Source organism: Microbacterium sp. ER1, assembly GCF_023383675.1.
Taxonomy (GTDB): Bacteria; Actinomycetota; Actinomycetes; order Actinomycetales; family Microbacteriaceae; genus Microbacterium.
The window spans coordinates 110,258-123,495 of record NZ_QCXO01000134.1 but is presented as its reverse complement, the minus strand read 5'-3'; the positions used below and the strand labels follow the sequence as shown (position 1 = coordinate 123,495).

14 protein-coding genes are annotated in these 13,238 nt (G+C 67.1%); 2 read left to right on the top strand and 12 right to left on the bottom strand.

The features are described 5' to 3' along the window. Nucleotides 1-43 precede the first annotated feature (43 nt). Nucleotides 44-367, top strand: a complete 324-nt coding sequence (gene trxA / locus BV453_RS09200) for a thioredoxin (RefSeq protein ID WP_025102859.1) — start codon at nt 44-46, stop codon at nt 365-367. Nucleotides 368-477: 110 nt separating this feature from the next. Here trxA and BV453_RS09195 read toward each other — a convergent pair whose 3' ends face one another. From BV453_RS09195 to BV453_RS09140, 12 genes are all read right to left on the bottom strand, one after another. Beyond that, nucleotides 478-813, bottom strand: a complete 336-nt coding sequence (locus tag BV453_RS09195; protein ID WP_025102860.1) for a hypothetical protein — start codon at nt 811-813, stop codon at nt 478-480. 9 nt (nt 814-822) lie between these two features. Further along, complete coding sequence (locus tag BV453_RS09190; RefSeq protein WP_197426474.1) at nt 823-2,271, bottom strand: sugar porter family MFS transporter; 1,449 nt, start codon at nt 2,269-2,271, stop codon at nt 823-825. A 61-nt stretch (nt 2,272-2,332) separates the two neighbouring features. Then, entirely contained in the window at nt 2,333-3,307 is a 975-nt protein-coding gene (locus BV453_RS09185) for a ParB/RepB/Spo0J family partition protein (protein WP_249521419.1), read from the bottom strand. Next, the gene (locus BV453_RS09180; RefSeq protein ID WP_283398922.1) at nt 3,307-4,179 is read right to left on the bottom strand and encodes a ParA family protein; all 873 of its coding nucleotides are present in this window, start codon (nt 4,177-4,179) and stop codon (nt 3,307-3,309) included. The genes BV453_RS09185 and BV453_RS09180 overlap by 1 nt, the downstream gene beginning before the upstream one ends. A gap of 3,220 nt (nt 4,180-7,399) precedes the next feature. After that, nucleotides 7,400-8,047: a 16S rRNA (guanine(527)-N(7))-methyltransferase RsmG gene (gene rsmG, locus BV453_RS09175; RefSeq protein WP_062765888.1), complete on the bottom strand. Its 648-nt coding sequence runs from the start codon at nt 8,045-8,047 to the stop codon at nt 7,400-7,402. 24 nt (nt 8,048-8,071) lie between these two features. Next, on the bottom strand, nt 8,072-8,563 hold the full coding sequence (locus tag BV453_RS09170; protein ID WP_025102865.1) for a R3H domain-containing nucleic acid-binding protein: 492 nt from the start codon (nt 8,561-8,563) through the stop codon (nt 8,072-8,074). Continuing rightward, the gene (yidC, locus tag BV453_RS09165; protein ID WP_060921330.1) at nt 8,560-9,630 is read right to left on the bottom strand and encodes a membrane protein insertase YidC; all 1,071 of its coding nucleotides are present in this window, start codon (nt 9,628-9,630) and stop codon (nt 8,560-8,562) included. The genes BV453_RS09170 and yidC overlap by 4 nt, the downstream gene beginning before the upstream one ends. A gap of 3 nt (nt 9,631-9,633) precedes the next feature. Then, the gene (gene yidD / locus BV453_RS09160; protein ID WP_025102867.1) at nt 9,634-9,984 is read right to left on the bottom strand and encodes a membrane protein insertion efficiency factor YidD; all 351 of its coding nucleotides are present in this window, start codon (nt 9,982-9,984) and stop codon (nt 9,634-9,636) included. Further along, nucleotides 9,981-10,331 carry a ribonuclease P protein component gene (gene rnpA / locus BV453_RS09155; RefSeq protein ID WP_081811539.1) on the bottom strand — a complete coding sequence of 117 codons (351 nt, stop codon included), beginning with the start codon at nt 10,329-10,331 and terminating at the stop codon, nt 9,981-9,983. The genes yidD and rnpA overlap by 4 nt, the downstream gene beginning before the upstream one ends. 6 nt (nt 10,332-10,337) lie before the next feature. Continuing rightward, complete coding sequence (gene rpmH, locus BV453_RS09150; RefSeq protein WP_022879826.1) at nt 10,338-10,475, bottom strand: 50S ribosomal protein L34; 138 nt, start codon at nt 10,473-10,475, stop codon at nt 10,338-10,340. 129 nt (nt 10,476-10,604) lie between these two features. Continuing rightward, nucleotides 10,605-11,096 (bottom strand): hypothetical protein, encoded by a 492-nt coding sequence (locus tag BV453_RS09145; protein ID WP_029989164.1) that lies wholly within the window; start codon nt 11,094-11,096, stop codon nt 10,605-10,607. After that, the gene (locus BV453_RS09140) at nt 11,093-12,376 is read right to left on the bottom strand and encodes a hypothetical protein (RefSeq protein WP_249521418.1); all 1,284 of its coding nucleotides are present in this window, start codon (nt 12,374-12,376) and stop codon (nt 11,093-11,095) included. Before BV453_RS09140 ends, BV453_RS09145 begins: the two co-directional genes overlap by 4 nt. A 152-nt stretch (nt 12,377-12,528) precedes the next feature. Here BV453_RS09140 and BV453_RS09135 point away from each other — a divergent pair, with 152 nt between their 5' ends. Next, nucleotides 12,529-13,164: a hypothetical protein gene (locus BV453_RS09135; protein WP_025102870.1), complete on the top strand. Its 636-nt coding sequence runs from the start codon at nt 12,529-12,531 to the stop codon at nt 13,162-13,164. Nucleotides 13,165-13,238 lie beyond the last annotated feature (74 nt).

Here is a 13,238-nt window from a genome sequence, read left to right as displayed (position 1 = left end):
GCCCGTTGTTGCAACAGGCGAACCTCGAACAAGGAGAACTCTGATGAGTGCAAAGGCAACGAGCCAGGCGACCTGGGAGCAGGACGTGCTGCAGGCCGATGGTCCCGTGCTGGTGGACTTCTGGGCCGAGTGGTGCGGTCCGTGTCGTATGGTCGCGCCGGTGCTGGACGAGATCCAGTCCGACAACCCCGACAAGATCACCATCCTCAAGCTCAACGTGGACGAGAACCCGGAGCTGGCCATGAAGTACCAGATCACGTCGATCCCGGCGATGAAGGTCTTCCAGGGCGGAGAGGTCAAGACGACGATCATCGGCGCCAAGCCGAAGTTCGCCCTCGAGCAGGATCTCGCCGCTTTCCTCGGCTGATCCCCCACGACCACGAAAAGGGCCGCACCTCCGGGTGCGGCCCTTTTCGCATTCTCCGCGCCGCCCGTACCGGTCAGCGACGGATCAGGAGAGAACGAGGAGCATCGGCGTCAGGAGGCGTCAGCGATGCGCGGGTCCCAGCGACGGTGTCGCTGCTTCTCATCCAGAAGCCCCCAGACGGCCGGTGTGAGCTCCGGGTATTCGAGGGCGATCTGGCGCAGCACCCGGTAGTGTCGTGCGGCGTTGGGTCGCACACCGTCGTTCGCAGCGATGTTGTCCGCACGGAGCAGGTACACGACGAGTTCGTCGACGCTGGGCAGCTCCTCCATGAACTCCCAGGGGTCCTCACCGCCCAGAAGGCGCTCCTGGACGAGGACGGCGAGTTCGTCCGACGCCTCGGCGCGCAGCACTTCCAGGCTGGCGCGACGGGGGACGGATTCGGTCATCCCTCCAGCCTACGCGCGTGCGCGACGGGGTCGGCGCTCCACCTTCGCATCCTCGCTCATGTCCTCGAGCTCGCGGCCCTTGGTCTCCGGCACCTTGAAGAACACGAAGAAGAACGACAGCAGCGCGAAGAACGCGTAGAAGCCGTACGCGAAGGTGAGGCCGATCTCGGCGAACGCCGGGAAGGTCGTCGAGATGAAGAAGTTGGCCACCCACTGCGCCGCCGCGGCGACGGCGAGAGCGCCGGCACGGATCGAGTTCGGGAAGATCTCGCCCAGGAGCACCCACACCAGCGGGCCCCAGCTCGCACCGAAGAACACGACGAAGCCGTTGGCGCAGATGAGGGCGACGGTGGCCCAGGGATCGGGCAGGGTCGCGGTTCCGGAGGCGTCAAGCGTGCCGAACGAGAAGGCGAGCGCCATGAGCCCGAGGGTCACCGTCATGCCGACCGAGCCGACGAGGAGCATGATCCGACGACCGACCCGGTCGACGAGGAGGATCGCGACGATCGTGACGACGATGTTCGTGACGGAGGTGATGACGGACGTGAGGAGGGCACTGGATTCGTCGAAGCCCACCGACTGCCACAGCGTGGTGGAGTAGTAGAAGATGACGTTGATGCCGACGAACTGCTGGAACACCGACAGCAGGATGCCGACCCAGACGATCGGCTTGAGCCCCAGTCGGCTCCCCCGCAGATCCCGCAGCGACTCGGAGCGCTCCGTGTCGATCGTGCCCGTGATCTCCTTGATCTTCGCTTCGGTGTCGATCGTCCCCGTGACGGTCTGGAGCACTTCCGCGGCGCGCTTCACCTCGCCCTTGCGGACCAGGTAGCGCGGCGACTCCGGCAGCCGCAACGACACGAGTCCGTAGACGAGCGCGGGGATGGCCGCGACCATGAACATCCACCGCCACGCGGTCAGGCCCCACAGCGGCTGGTCGGCCTCCCCCGCGATGCCCGCCAGCAGGGCGTCGGACAGGAGCGCGGCGAAGATGCCGAGGACGATAGCGAGCTGCTGCAGCGATCCGAGCCGACCGCGGATCGCTGCCGGAGAGACCTCTGCGATGTACGCGGGTGCGATCACCGACGCCGCACCGACGCCGAGGCCGCCGATCACGCGCCAGACGATGAGGTCGACGACGCTGAAGGCGAGGCCGGAGCCGATCGCCGAGACGAAGAACATGGCCGCGGCGACCACCATCACGGGGATGCGTCCGAACTTGTTCGAGACGGGCCCGGCGAACCAGGCGCCCACGGCGCAGCCGATCAGGGCGGACGACACGGCGAAGCCCTTGAGGCCCGTGCCCAGATCGAACCCGGAGACGTCTCCGGCCAGAGCGTCGACGGCGCCGTTGATCACCGCGGTGTCGAATCCGAAGAGGAATCCGCCCAGAGCTGCCGCGATACTGACGGCGATCACGCGACGCTTGATACTCGCTGGATCAGCTGATCTGGACATGACATCCCCCTCGCATCGTCAAGATGACGCGAGTCTATGTCACCCCCGACCGGGGGCGCGGTCACCGCGCGGAGCCGTACCCTTCTTCGCCCAGCTCCTCGAGAATGCGGTTCAGATCCTGGATCGAAGCGAAATCGATCGTGACCTGGCCTTTTCGTGCACCCAGGGAGATTCGGACGCGCGTGTTGAGCCGGTCTCCGAGCTTGCCGGCGACCTCGTCCAGGTAGGCCCGCCGCGCACCCGGGGTGGGCTTGGGAGTCTTCCCTGCGGACGGCTGCGACTTGGCGGCTTCCTCCGTCGCGCGAACGGACAGGTCTTCGTTGACGACCTTGTCCGCCAGACGCTGCATCGCTTCCGGAGAGTCCACGCTGAGGATCGCGCGGGCGTGTCCGGCGGTCAGTACGCCGGCGGCCACCCGCTGCTGCACCGGCACCGGCAGCTTGAGCAAGCGGATGGTGTTGCTAATCTGCGGACGGGAGCGGCCGATGCGCGTGGCCAGCTCCTCCTGGGTGATCCCGAAGTCGTCGAGGAGCTGCTGGTAGGCCGAAGCCTCTTCGAGAGGATTCAGCTCCGAGCGGTGCAGGTTCTCCAGCAGCGCGTCACGCAGGAGGTCCTCGTCGGCCGTGTCGCGGACGATGGCGGGGATCGCCTCGAGTCCGGCCTCGCGGGCGGCCCGCGTGCGCCGCTCCCCCATGATGAGCTCGTACTCGCCGTCGCTGTTCTTCCGGACGACCACCGGCTGCAGCACGCCGAACTCACGGACGCTGTGCACGAGTTCCGCGAGGTCCTCGGGGTTGAAGTGCGTGCGGGGCTGCCGCGGGTTCGGCACGATCGCCTGCGGGTCGACCTGGATCAGGTGGATCCCCGGGACCGCCTCGAGTTCGGTCTCGGGCGCGGCATCGGCTCTCGTGGAGGGAGCCTCGGGGGTCGGAGCGATCTTCGCACCGGGGAAGAACACGTCAACGGGACGCTCGGTCTGGTCCGCCGTCGGGATGAGGGCGCCGATGCCGCGGCCGAGTCCAGTGCGCTTCGCCATTATTTCTCCTTGCTCTGCGTCTGTCGCGACGCGATTTCGACGGCGGCCTCGCGGTACGCGATCGCCCCGGCGGACTGACCGTCGTAGGCGATGACCGTCTGGCCGAAACTGGGGGCTTCCGACACACGGACGGAGCGCGGAATCACGGTGTCCAGCACCTGCGAGGGGAAGTGGGACCGCACTTCCTCCGCCACCTGCTGGGCCAGCCGCGTCCGTCCGTCGAACATCGTGAGGAGGATGGTCGACAGATGCAGCCCCGGGTTGAGGTGCTTCTGGATCATCTGGATGCTGCCGAGCAGCTGGCTCAGACCCTCCAGGGCGTAGTACTCGCACTGGATCGGGATGAAGACCTCGTTCGCGGCAGTGAAAGCGTTGATCGTGAGCAGCCCGAGGGAGGGAGGGCAGTCGATGATGACGAAGTCCACCGGATGGTCCGCGAGGTAGTCCTCCAGAGCCCGGCGGAGGCGGTGCTCTCGCGCCACCTGCGCGACGAGTTCGATCTCAGCACCCGCAAGATGGATGGTGCTCGGCGCGCAGAAGAGATTCGGGCTCTCGGGGCTGGGCTGAACGATCTCCGCAAGGGGGAACTCGTCGATGAGGACATCGTAGACACTCGGGGTGTCGGCGTTGTGCGGCACCCCAAGGGCAGTGGAGGCGTTCCCCTGCGGATCGAGGTCGATGACGAGCACCTTCGCGCCCAGTCCCGCAAGCGCGGATGCGATGTTCACGGCGCTGGTGGTCTTACCCACACCGCCCTTCTGATTCGACACCGTCAGGATGCGAGTGTCGCCACTGAACTCGACGGAGACCCCTTCCAGCGCGCGGCGCCGGGCGGAGAGATCCGCGATTTCTCGCGCGAGGGGTGTATCCATCCCGAACGACTCGTTCGACGATGCCTTCTCGGACTGTTTCACGTGAAACATCCACTCCTTTCGGGGCCGCGTTCCACTCTAATCGCAGGGACCGACCTCGCAGCACAGGCGCGACCAGGCAGCAGGGTGCGTGCCTCGCGCGCCGTGTCCGCCGAATGGACCGCATGGCGCTGGACACGGACGTTTCACGTGAAACGCCTGGCTGCCCTCCCGTCCTGGAGAACGGCCTAGGTGCCACACCTCTTTGGCCTGTGGTCCGGCGTGACGGGCGGAACTGGCTTCGCCATCATCCGCGTCCTCCGGATCACGTCGGATCGGGAGCAGACTTCCACCAGGTCCGCGAATCAGCGCCTCGTTCACCGATTCGGTCGCATACGAGGCCCTGGCACGCTCTCCCCGGCCACCGCAGATGCTCCTCCCCCCCCCCCCGTCTGTGTTTCCGCGCAGTCCCGCAGCCCAGAATCCGTAAGGGCCCCGACACCGGGGCCCGGGCCTGGACATGGGCACTCCGGCACACGCAGGCCCCACCTCTACGGGTCCCAATCGGAGACCGAGACAGCCACCACGGAGCCAGGCCACCACGCGGGAACGCTCACGGTGCTGGCTTCCTTGTCCTGTCTGAGCAGCCCCCTGCACCCCCCAGCTCGCCCGAACCACGCCAACGTCGTGTGAACCTCCACATCGTGCCTTGGTCTACCCCAGGAACTCGGCGCAGTCTGCGTGCGTCTTGGTGCTCCGTTCGCGCCCGCCTCCACCCGTCGCTACCGCGCGGGCCACAAGTGGCGCATGCCCCTCCCCGGCACGCAATCCACGCGTCCGGTGAGAACGCACTGCTCCTTACGCGTGGGAACAGGCGATGAGCCCACACGTTCGGTGCCGTTTCACGTGAAACGCCCGGGGGTGCCCCCTGTGGGCGAGCGCTCACTCCGTGTCGCTGAGTACCGCAGGTGATCCATGAGGCCGGTGTCACGCGATCTGTCGAAGACCGCGAGCACTGACGCCCGCTGGAGTGCGCCCTCCATGCCGTGCCGCAATCGAGTAGCTCAGCACCAGTGCTCGCCACGGTATGCCCCCGCGATTTCCCCAAGCCGGCACGCGAGGTCCCGTGCGGACCCCGTCGACATCACGGCCATCCGTCGGCGCTCGGTCACGCACATGAAACCCACGCAGTCGCCGGCCCAGAGACCACAACTCATTCGTCTGCACCCGCCGGGTGCTCACTGCCGCCTAATCAGAGGATTAGACAGCCCCCGCCGAACCCCTCACCAGTGGAGCACCCGCGCTCACCAACGACCGCTCACCAGCCGTGTCAAACACCGCGGGCACCACCGTGAGCGTGAGGCAACCCACGACCGACCCCCCACGACTAACGCCTCACGACGAACTGACTCTCAGCGTGCCGGGCTTCGTCAGATGACACAACCGCCCCGACCCCCGCCGCACCCGAGAGGGTGTTCCCGTGAACCAGCGGCACGGCGCCCGGACCTCGGCTCTGCGCGCTGCGATCCTTAGCCGGGGACGCCGCGCAGCATTAGATGCTGGCTTGGATAGCGAAACGCCTGGTCACCTCCCGGCCCACCGTCCGTCCCCACCTGCTGCTGGCAGCGTTTCACGTGAAACCGCCGAATGACGCCCGACACTAGCCTCTACGTGCTGCCACCCGTGGCCCATGCCGCCTCGCAGCATGAGGCAGTCCGTTTGGGTACTGTCCCGGCCGTCCCGCACACCCACAGCCCTCGGCCGTCAACCGCTGTCAGTCATGGTTTCACGTGAAACAGCCCTACATCCCCGACGCTCGGCAATGCGCGCTGCACTCCTTGCCAACTCCCGCCGCGCGGGGGGTCAGGCACGGCTCTTGGATCGCAAGGCGATTGCTCTGCTTACTGAGAACCCTGCACCCCCGCAGTTGTCGCCAGCGTTTCACGTGAAACGGCCGCACCGCTCCCGACCCTTGTCCCTGCGCTCTACGCTCCTCAACCTACGTCGCCGCGCAGCCGTACGTACTGGCTCTGGCAGCGAGGCGACATCTCCCCTCGATACCAGCGCTTGGCCCCCAGCTGCATTCATCCTGCCGTTTCACATGAAACGTCGGCCCGTGACTCTGGCCTCAGCGCACCGACGGGTCCGACGCCAGAAGCTCCGCCTGCCGGCGCCGCACTTGCGTACGTCTATCGTGCCACCCGGACCCTTGGAGAGCCGCAGTCGGGATATCTCGTCGTCCTTGTTTCATGTGAAACGGACCAGGGCCGCCACGGGGCCGTCAAAGCAACGCACACACCTCTCGCCAATGCGTCCGGGCCGGCTGAGCCAGCCAGTCCTCCGCCCGCCGTCGCGAGGACGCGCTGAGCGGGGCCGCACTTGCATTGCCACCCGATCTCGTATCTGGGCGCCGCTTTTCGGATTGCGGGCCCCACGACACATCGTGCCAGGCGTTCGTGACGAGTGGTTCTGCACGATACGTGGCGTGGGTACCTATTTGGGCGCCCGGGCCCTGCTCGTGCGGACTCGGTAGTCCTGCCTTGGCAGCTCCCGGAAGACAAGGTGTGGCGAGATAGTCACGGCACGGACGCCCCCACCCCCAACGGTCGACGGACACCGCCAACCCCTCAACCGGACGGGCCTCATCCCCCCTTTGCAAAATCTCCACCTCACATCGCGCCGCGGCCCAACCACGTTCGCGGTACCGGCCGAGGCCGGAGAGCGACACCTGTCGACGCATCGGCGCTCGGCAGTGTGACGGTTGCCTACTCCCCTGCATCGCTTTCCTATCCGCCCCGGCCAAGGGTGCAGACATGAGGCTGTTTCACGTGAAACAACTCGAGTCCGCCGCAAGGAGAGATCTGCCGTAGACCACCCGAACTGCAGCGTTCACACGCGCCATGCAGACGTCCGGACCCGTCAAGTTCGCCGCAGCCAGTCGGATTCACGCCCATTGCGCGGCGCACCGACTCAGCGCTTCCCAGCCCTGGCGCATCGATCCGCGCAGCGGCTCAATCGATGCGACGACAGGACGAACCTTCGCGGGGCGCGGTGAACGACGACTGCTCCGACTTCGATCTGGACGAACACAGCCGCAACCGCAGCGGAGCGGCCTACGGACGTGATCGCACGACATCGCCCCATGGAGAGTGATCTCCCGGCGACGTATCGACGGCGCCGGAAACATGGGGGCACGGTAGGACCCCGGGTCAGCCCCGTGTCCCGGGAGACGGCGACGTCTTCAGCGCACGGAGGCGCGGACGACTCGAGTGGTCTCCGGGAGCAACCCCTCGCCCAGCACTTCGACCCGAACATCCGCGAGCTTGAACTTCGCGATCTGCTTCCGTGCCGCTTCGATCTCGTTCGCGGCGTTCATCCCCTTCAACAGGGCCAGTTCCCCACCATCGCGGACCAGCGGAGCGGTCAGAGGGATCAGGGTCCGCAATGCGCTCACCGCACGAGCCGTGACGACATCGAAGGCGCCCTTCGCACGCACGTCCTCGGCACGCGCGCGGAGAATGGTGACATTCGTGAGCTCCAGGTCGTTCACTTGCTCAGTCAACCAATTGATCCGACGCTCCATCGGCTCCACGAGGGTCCACGACACGTCGGGCCGCGCGATCGCGAGCACCAGACCGGGCAGTCCGGCCCCGGACCCGATATCCGCGACGGAGCCGTGGAAGAGGGGCGCGGCGATCGCGCTGTTCAGGATGTGGCGCGTCCACAAGCGCGGCAGTTCCAGCGGCCCGATCAGGCCCCGCTCCTCCCCCTCACGCGCAAGGGAGTCCGTGAACCGTCGAGCGAGTTGCAGGCGCTCCCCGAAGATCCGGGCAGCGACGGCCGGCTCCTGCTCGACGGTCTTCTCGCCGAAGTCCTGCGTCTCGGACACGTGCCAGCGCTCGCCTTCCGCGCGTCAGTGCCGACGCAGGACCGTGTGGCGGTCCGCGCCCTCGCCGTACGACTCGGAGACGAGTCCGCGCTCGGCGGCGATATCGTGGACCAGCTTGCGCTCATAACTCGACATCGCCGGCAGCGAGGCCTGCGACGAGCCCTCATCGAGCTTCGCGGCCGCCGCCTCGACCAGAGTCACGAGCTGACGGCGCCGCGCGTCGCGGGATCCGCCGATGTCGAGGATGAGGCGCGAGAACGAGCCGGTCTTGTTCTGGACGGCGAGACGCGTGAGCTCCTGCAACGCCTGCACCGTATCGGGAGCGGAGAGCAGCGCGAGCCCGTCACCCTCGGCCTCGACGGAGACGTAAGCACGACCCTGACGGACGTCGAGGTTCAGATCACCGTCGATGTCTGCGATGTCGAGCAGCTCCTCGAGGTAGTCCGCCGCGACATCCCCCTCGTTCTCGAGCTGCGCCACAGTGGGCTCTGTGCTCCCGGTCACGACCTCGCTCATGACGCGTTCCCCTTCTTCTTCGCACGCTTCTTGCCGACCGGCTGCTGCCGCTTCGGCGCCGCCGCCTTCGCCTTCTCAGCCTCCTCGAGCAGACGCTGCTGCTCGGCCTCGTAGGCAGCCATCGGGACGACCTTGCCGGAGGAGTCGATCGCCTTGCCCTTGCGGGCGAGCCGCTCTTCGCGGGCCTTGGCGGCTTCGGAACCGGGAGTCGGCATCTCACGGATGACGAGGAACTGCTGCCCCATGGTCCAGAGGTTCGAGATGAACCAGTACACGACCACGCCGAGCGGGAAGAAGACACCGGAGAAGATGAAGCCCAGCGGCAGAACGTAGAGCATGATCTTCTGCATCTGGTACGCCTGGCCGGTCTTGGCCTCCGGCGAGAGGTTCTTCGAGATGATCTGCAGCTGCGTGAAGAACTGCGACGCGATCATCAGGACGACCAGGGTGATCAGGATGATGATCGCCGTGACGTTCTGGGCCTCGATCGCGTTGCCGAGGTTCTCGTGCAGGGACGCGACCCCGAAGAGCTTGGCGTCGTAGAACTCCTGCGTGAGTTCCGCGCTCAGCAGCCCGACACCGCCGACGCCCTGCGTCGCGTGCTTGCTGACGTCGCTCAGCACGCTGTAGAGCGAGAAGAAGATCGGCATCTGCACGAGCAGGGGCAGACAGCTCGACATCGGCGTCGTGCCGTGCTTCTTGTACAGCGCCATCGTCTCGCGACTCATCGCCTCGCGAGAGAGCTGGTCCTTCTTGCCGCGGTACTTCTCCTGGACTTTGCGCAGTTCAGGAGCGATTTCCATCATCTTCCGCTGGCTCTTGATCTGCTTCACGAACAGCGGGATGAGCGCTGCACGGACCACGATCACGAGGCCGACGATCGAGAGGACCCAGGTGATGCCGGACGCCGCAGGGAGACCGACGGCCGTCAGCAGCCAGTGCCAGGCGACGAGGATGAGCTCGACGACCCACTTCAGCGGCCACAGGATCGTGCCGAGCAGATCGAATCCGCCGGATGCCGGTTCCGGGCTGGGGGTGGCACTGGCGAACAGAAGGTCAAGACCCACCGATCAGTCCTTTCGGGAGGGGACGACGAAACCGTGTGCGGTCAGGTCGTAGCGGAAGTGTCGATGCGGTGTGACGTCGTCGACGCCTCCGCGAGACCAGGGGTTGCAGCGGAGGATGCGCCACGCCGAGAGCAGAGCCCCCCGCACGGCGCCGTGCTGCTGCACCGCACCTACAGCGTAGGCGGAACAGGAGGGGTAGTACGCACACACGTCCCCGTACATCGGCGAGACCACCTTGCGGTACCCCGCGAGAAGAGCCAGCACGGCGTTGCGCGGAAGGAGCGGAATGCTCCGGAGCACGTCGCGTCCGTGCATCTCTCCCGTGCCCACCGACGACGCCGGCAAGGCGGTCATGATGTGGCCTCGACGGGCGCGAGCCGCGCGAGACAGCGGTGCACGTCACTGCGTAGTTCCGCATACGACGCCGTCGCCGACGCAGGAAGGGCACGGATGACGACATCCGTGCCCTGAGGAACACGTGGGAGCGCCTCCGCACAGACGGCTTTGAGTCGCCGGCGCACGGTGTTGCGCACCACAGCGGTGCCCACCTGCTTGCTGATGATGAAACCGAAACGCGCTGCTCTGCTCTCACCGGTCGCCAGCATGGAGGTGAGGACGCGGGCCCCGCCACAACGCGATCCGCGTCGAACGACCAGTCGGTAGTCGCTCCCGCGGGTCAAACGGAACGGGCGGGCGAGCACAGCTGCTTACGCGGAGAGCTCGGTACGGCCCTTCGCGCGGCGTGCCGAGAGGATGGCACGGCCGGCGCGGGTGCGCATGCGGGCACGGAAGCCGTGCTTCTTGGCGCGACGACGGTTGTTGGGCTGGAAGGTGCGCTTGCTCATGAGATCACTCCGGGAATGCTGCCACCGGATTCACTTCGACCGGAGACATAGGGAACTGCCGTACAGGCATAAGTCAACCGATTAAGGGTACGTCTTGGCGGCGCACAGGGCAAATCTGCCTGTCACGGCCTAGGCGGCCCCGCGCGCGAGGGTGCGATCCACCTCCGGCGGCGCCCACTGCCGAAGGCGCACCGTCACCAGTCCGGTCGCCGAGCCGTCACCGACCCCGTAAGCGAGGACCACACGGTCCGGGTTCACCCTTCCACCATCCGGGGTGATGGTCATCGCGACAGGCCGAAGCGCCCGCAGGAACTCCTCCTCCGAGCTGTCCCTCCCCCATCGCGCACCCTCCCACGCCTGGAAGAGCTGCGCCGCGGCGGAGTCCTCCCGGCGCAGCGCGGACGCGATGGTGTCCCGGGCGAGGCCATCGGCCACCTGGGGGTGATCGAGCATCACATCGATGTCGTCGACGGCCGCCTGCGTCAGCCGGTCGGGATAGTCGATCTCCAGTCGCGCGCGGATCTGCTCTCCCGCGAAGTCGATCGTCTCCTCCATGGCGCCGCCGCCGGCGCCGCCGTCGAGAAGGATGGGTCCGAGATGCCGACTCTCCATGGCCGTCACACCCCGAGATCCGCGCTCAGGCGCTCATCGGCCAGCAGCGTCCGCACCGTCTGCTCCGCGTTCGCATCGGTCTGGAAGTAATCCGCCACCGTCGCGTCGAACAGGTCGTGGCCGCGGGAGTACTCGGCGATCGTCAGGTCAAGGCAGCGCACGACGAGGGCATGCAGGGCGGTCGCCTCTGCGTGCGTTCCGTTCGAGGACCAGCCGATCCCCGCGCTTCGCGGCGTGGGCGCACTGGCCGGTGCGCTGCCGAGCGCCGATCGGGCACCGGACAGCGTCTCCTCGATCCGCCCCATGTTGCGTGACACGATGTTCGCGTCCGTCTTGTCGATCCGCATCGCCCCGTCGCGGACCGGATACTCGCCCAGGGTGGACGCGTCGAGGTTGTAGCTCACGAGATCACCGCGGATCGTCGCTTCGGCGGACGTCAGCATCGTGGCCAGCGCCTTCTCCTGGGCGGTGATCGTCTCGTCCAGCTTCTCCAGCGCGTCGGTCAGGGACTTCAGGATCGTGTCGTAGGAGCTCCCCGAGATCGCGGCATTGGCGGTGATACCGGCGAGGGCCGTGTTCGCCGCGAAGGCCACACCGCCCAGACCGGCGACGGCAGCGACGGTTCCCGCGCCCGCCGTGACGATCGATCCCACTGCACCGGCGACCGCGGCGAGCACCGTCAACTGGAACGTCGCGGTCGCCGCCGACGAGTTCTTCGCCTGGGTCTCCCAGGCCACCCGGGCGCTGTCGCAGATCGTCGCGACGTCGTCACCCACCGCCGGCCACATCGCCCCGCACGCGGCGTAGTTCGCCTGGAGGATCTTCGCGGCCTGCCCGATGCCCGGGTGCACCGCCGAGAACTGGGTGTAGTACTTGTCGACGAAGGGATCCCGGAAGCTCCCGTCCATCCGGTTCAGGACCACCTCGGCGACGGTCCCGTTGGATGTGGCGATATCGCTCCCGCCCATGGCGTTCGGATCCGTCCCCGAGGCGCCGAGCTGAGCTGCCGCCGCGTTGGCGGCACTCTGCGGGGTGGCACACGCGGAACCGTCCGGGAGATTCCGCCACCGCTCGACGAGGCCGTCGATCGTGGAACGGATGGCGTCGAACTGGGCGACGCAGGACACACCGTCCCCGTACCCCACGCTCTCACCGCCGCCGGAGCCGTCGGCTTCGGGCCGGAAGTACTGATACGGGGCCCAGCCCCACTTCGCGTAGGTGCCCTCGTTCCCCCACACGGGGTCGAAGCCCTGGTCCGCCATCCAACAGTCGATGGCGGCTCGTTTCATCTTTCCGATGATCTCGTCCAGCTCGGCGTATCCGGCCACTTCTCATCCCCCCGTCTCGTCGAATGAGGGCGGCATCGATCCGGTCGACCATGCGAACCGGAGGACGTCCGTATCCCCCCGGGTATGCTATTCGAACCGTCGATGAGCGGGAAGTGCTGTCCCAGCGAGAGGCCGCGATGACCCACCAGCAGACCCATTCCGACTCCGGTTCCGAGACCACCCGCGACGGCAGGCGGACTCGGACGCTCCCCACCGCGGCGATCGCCACGGGAGTCGTCTCTCTCATCCTCCTGGTCGCCCTCGCCGTTCCGTACTACGCGCTCCAGAATCCCTGGCTGATCCCCGTCTTCGTCCTCGGCGCCGCAGCCGCGATCGGCGGAATCGTCCTTGCCCGCCGCGCGCGCCGCGCTCCTTCGGACGAGCGCCGCACGGCGGGTCTCGGGCTGGCAGCCGCCCTCGCCGCCCTCCTCCTCGCGCTCATCCTGCTGATCGTCTTCCTGAGCGGACTCTGGTCACCCCCGCTGAACAAGGTGTTCCTCGAAGGAACGGGACCGCAGTCCGGGGTGACAGCCACCTTCAGCAGCGACACCGAGACCAGGACCCTCCCCTGGCCGGCGGTCGGGAACGCGCAGTACACCACGTCGGAGTCGTCGGCCTGGATCACGATCACGGCACCCACCGACAGCGACGATCAGACGGTGGGATGCAAGATCTACTGGAACGACGAGCTGGTCGTCGAGGAGACGTCGGATTCCGGCACGGTCAGCTGCGAGTACGACGCCGACTGAGAGCACTCGCCTCCGCTCCACACAGGAGCTATCCACAACCCCGGCCACGCGACCGAGCCGCCACGGGGCTTGAT

What these genes read in the sequence shown, in the direction of transcription:
- trxA (WP_025102859.1), top strand. Translation starts at nt 44, where the DNA reads ATGAGTGCAAAGGCAACGAGCCAGGCGACCTGGGAGCAGGACGTGCTG.
- BV453_RS09195 (WP_025102860.1), bottom strand. Translation starts at nt 813, where the DNA reads ATGACCGAATCCGTCCCCCGTCGCGCCAGCCTGGAAGTGCTGCGCGCC.
- BV453_RS09190 (WP_197426474.1), bottom strand. Translation starts at nt 2,271, where the DNA reads ATGTCCAGATCAGCTGATCCAGCGAGTATCAAGCGTCGCGTGATCGCC.
- BV453_RS09185 (WP_249521419.1), bottom strand. Translation starts at nt 3,307, where the DNA reads ATGGCGAAGCGCACTGGACTCGGCCGCGGCATCGGCGCCCTCATCCCG.
- BV453_RS09180 (WP_283398922.1), bottom strand. Translation starts at nt 4,179, where the DNA reads ATGGATACACCCCTCGCGCGAGAAATCGCGGATCTCTCCGCCCGGCGC.
- BV453_RS09170 (WP_025102865.1), bottom strand. Translation starts at nt 8,563, where the DNA reads ATGAGCGAGGTCGTGACCGGGAGCACAGAGCCCACTGTGGCGCAGCTC.
- yidD (WP_025102867.1), bottom strand. Translation starts at nt 9,984, where the DNA reads ATGACCGCCTTGCCGGCGTCGTCGGTGGGCACGGGAGAGATGCACGGA.
- rpmH (WP_022879826.1), bottom strand. Translation starts at nt 10,475, where the DNA reads ATGAGCAAGCGCACCTTCCAGCCCAACAACCGTCGTCGCGCCAAGAAG.
- BV453_RS09140 (WP_249521418.1), bottom strand. Translation starts at nt 12,376, where the DNA reads ATGAAACGAGCCGCCATCGACTGTTGGATGGCGGACCAGGGCTTCGAC.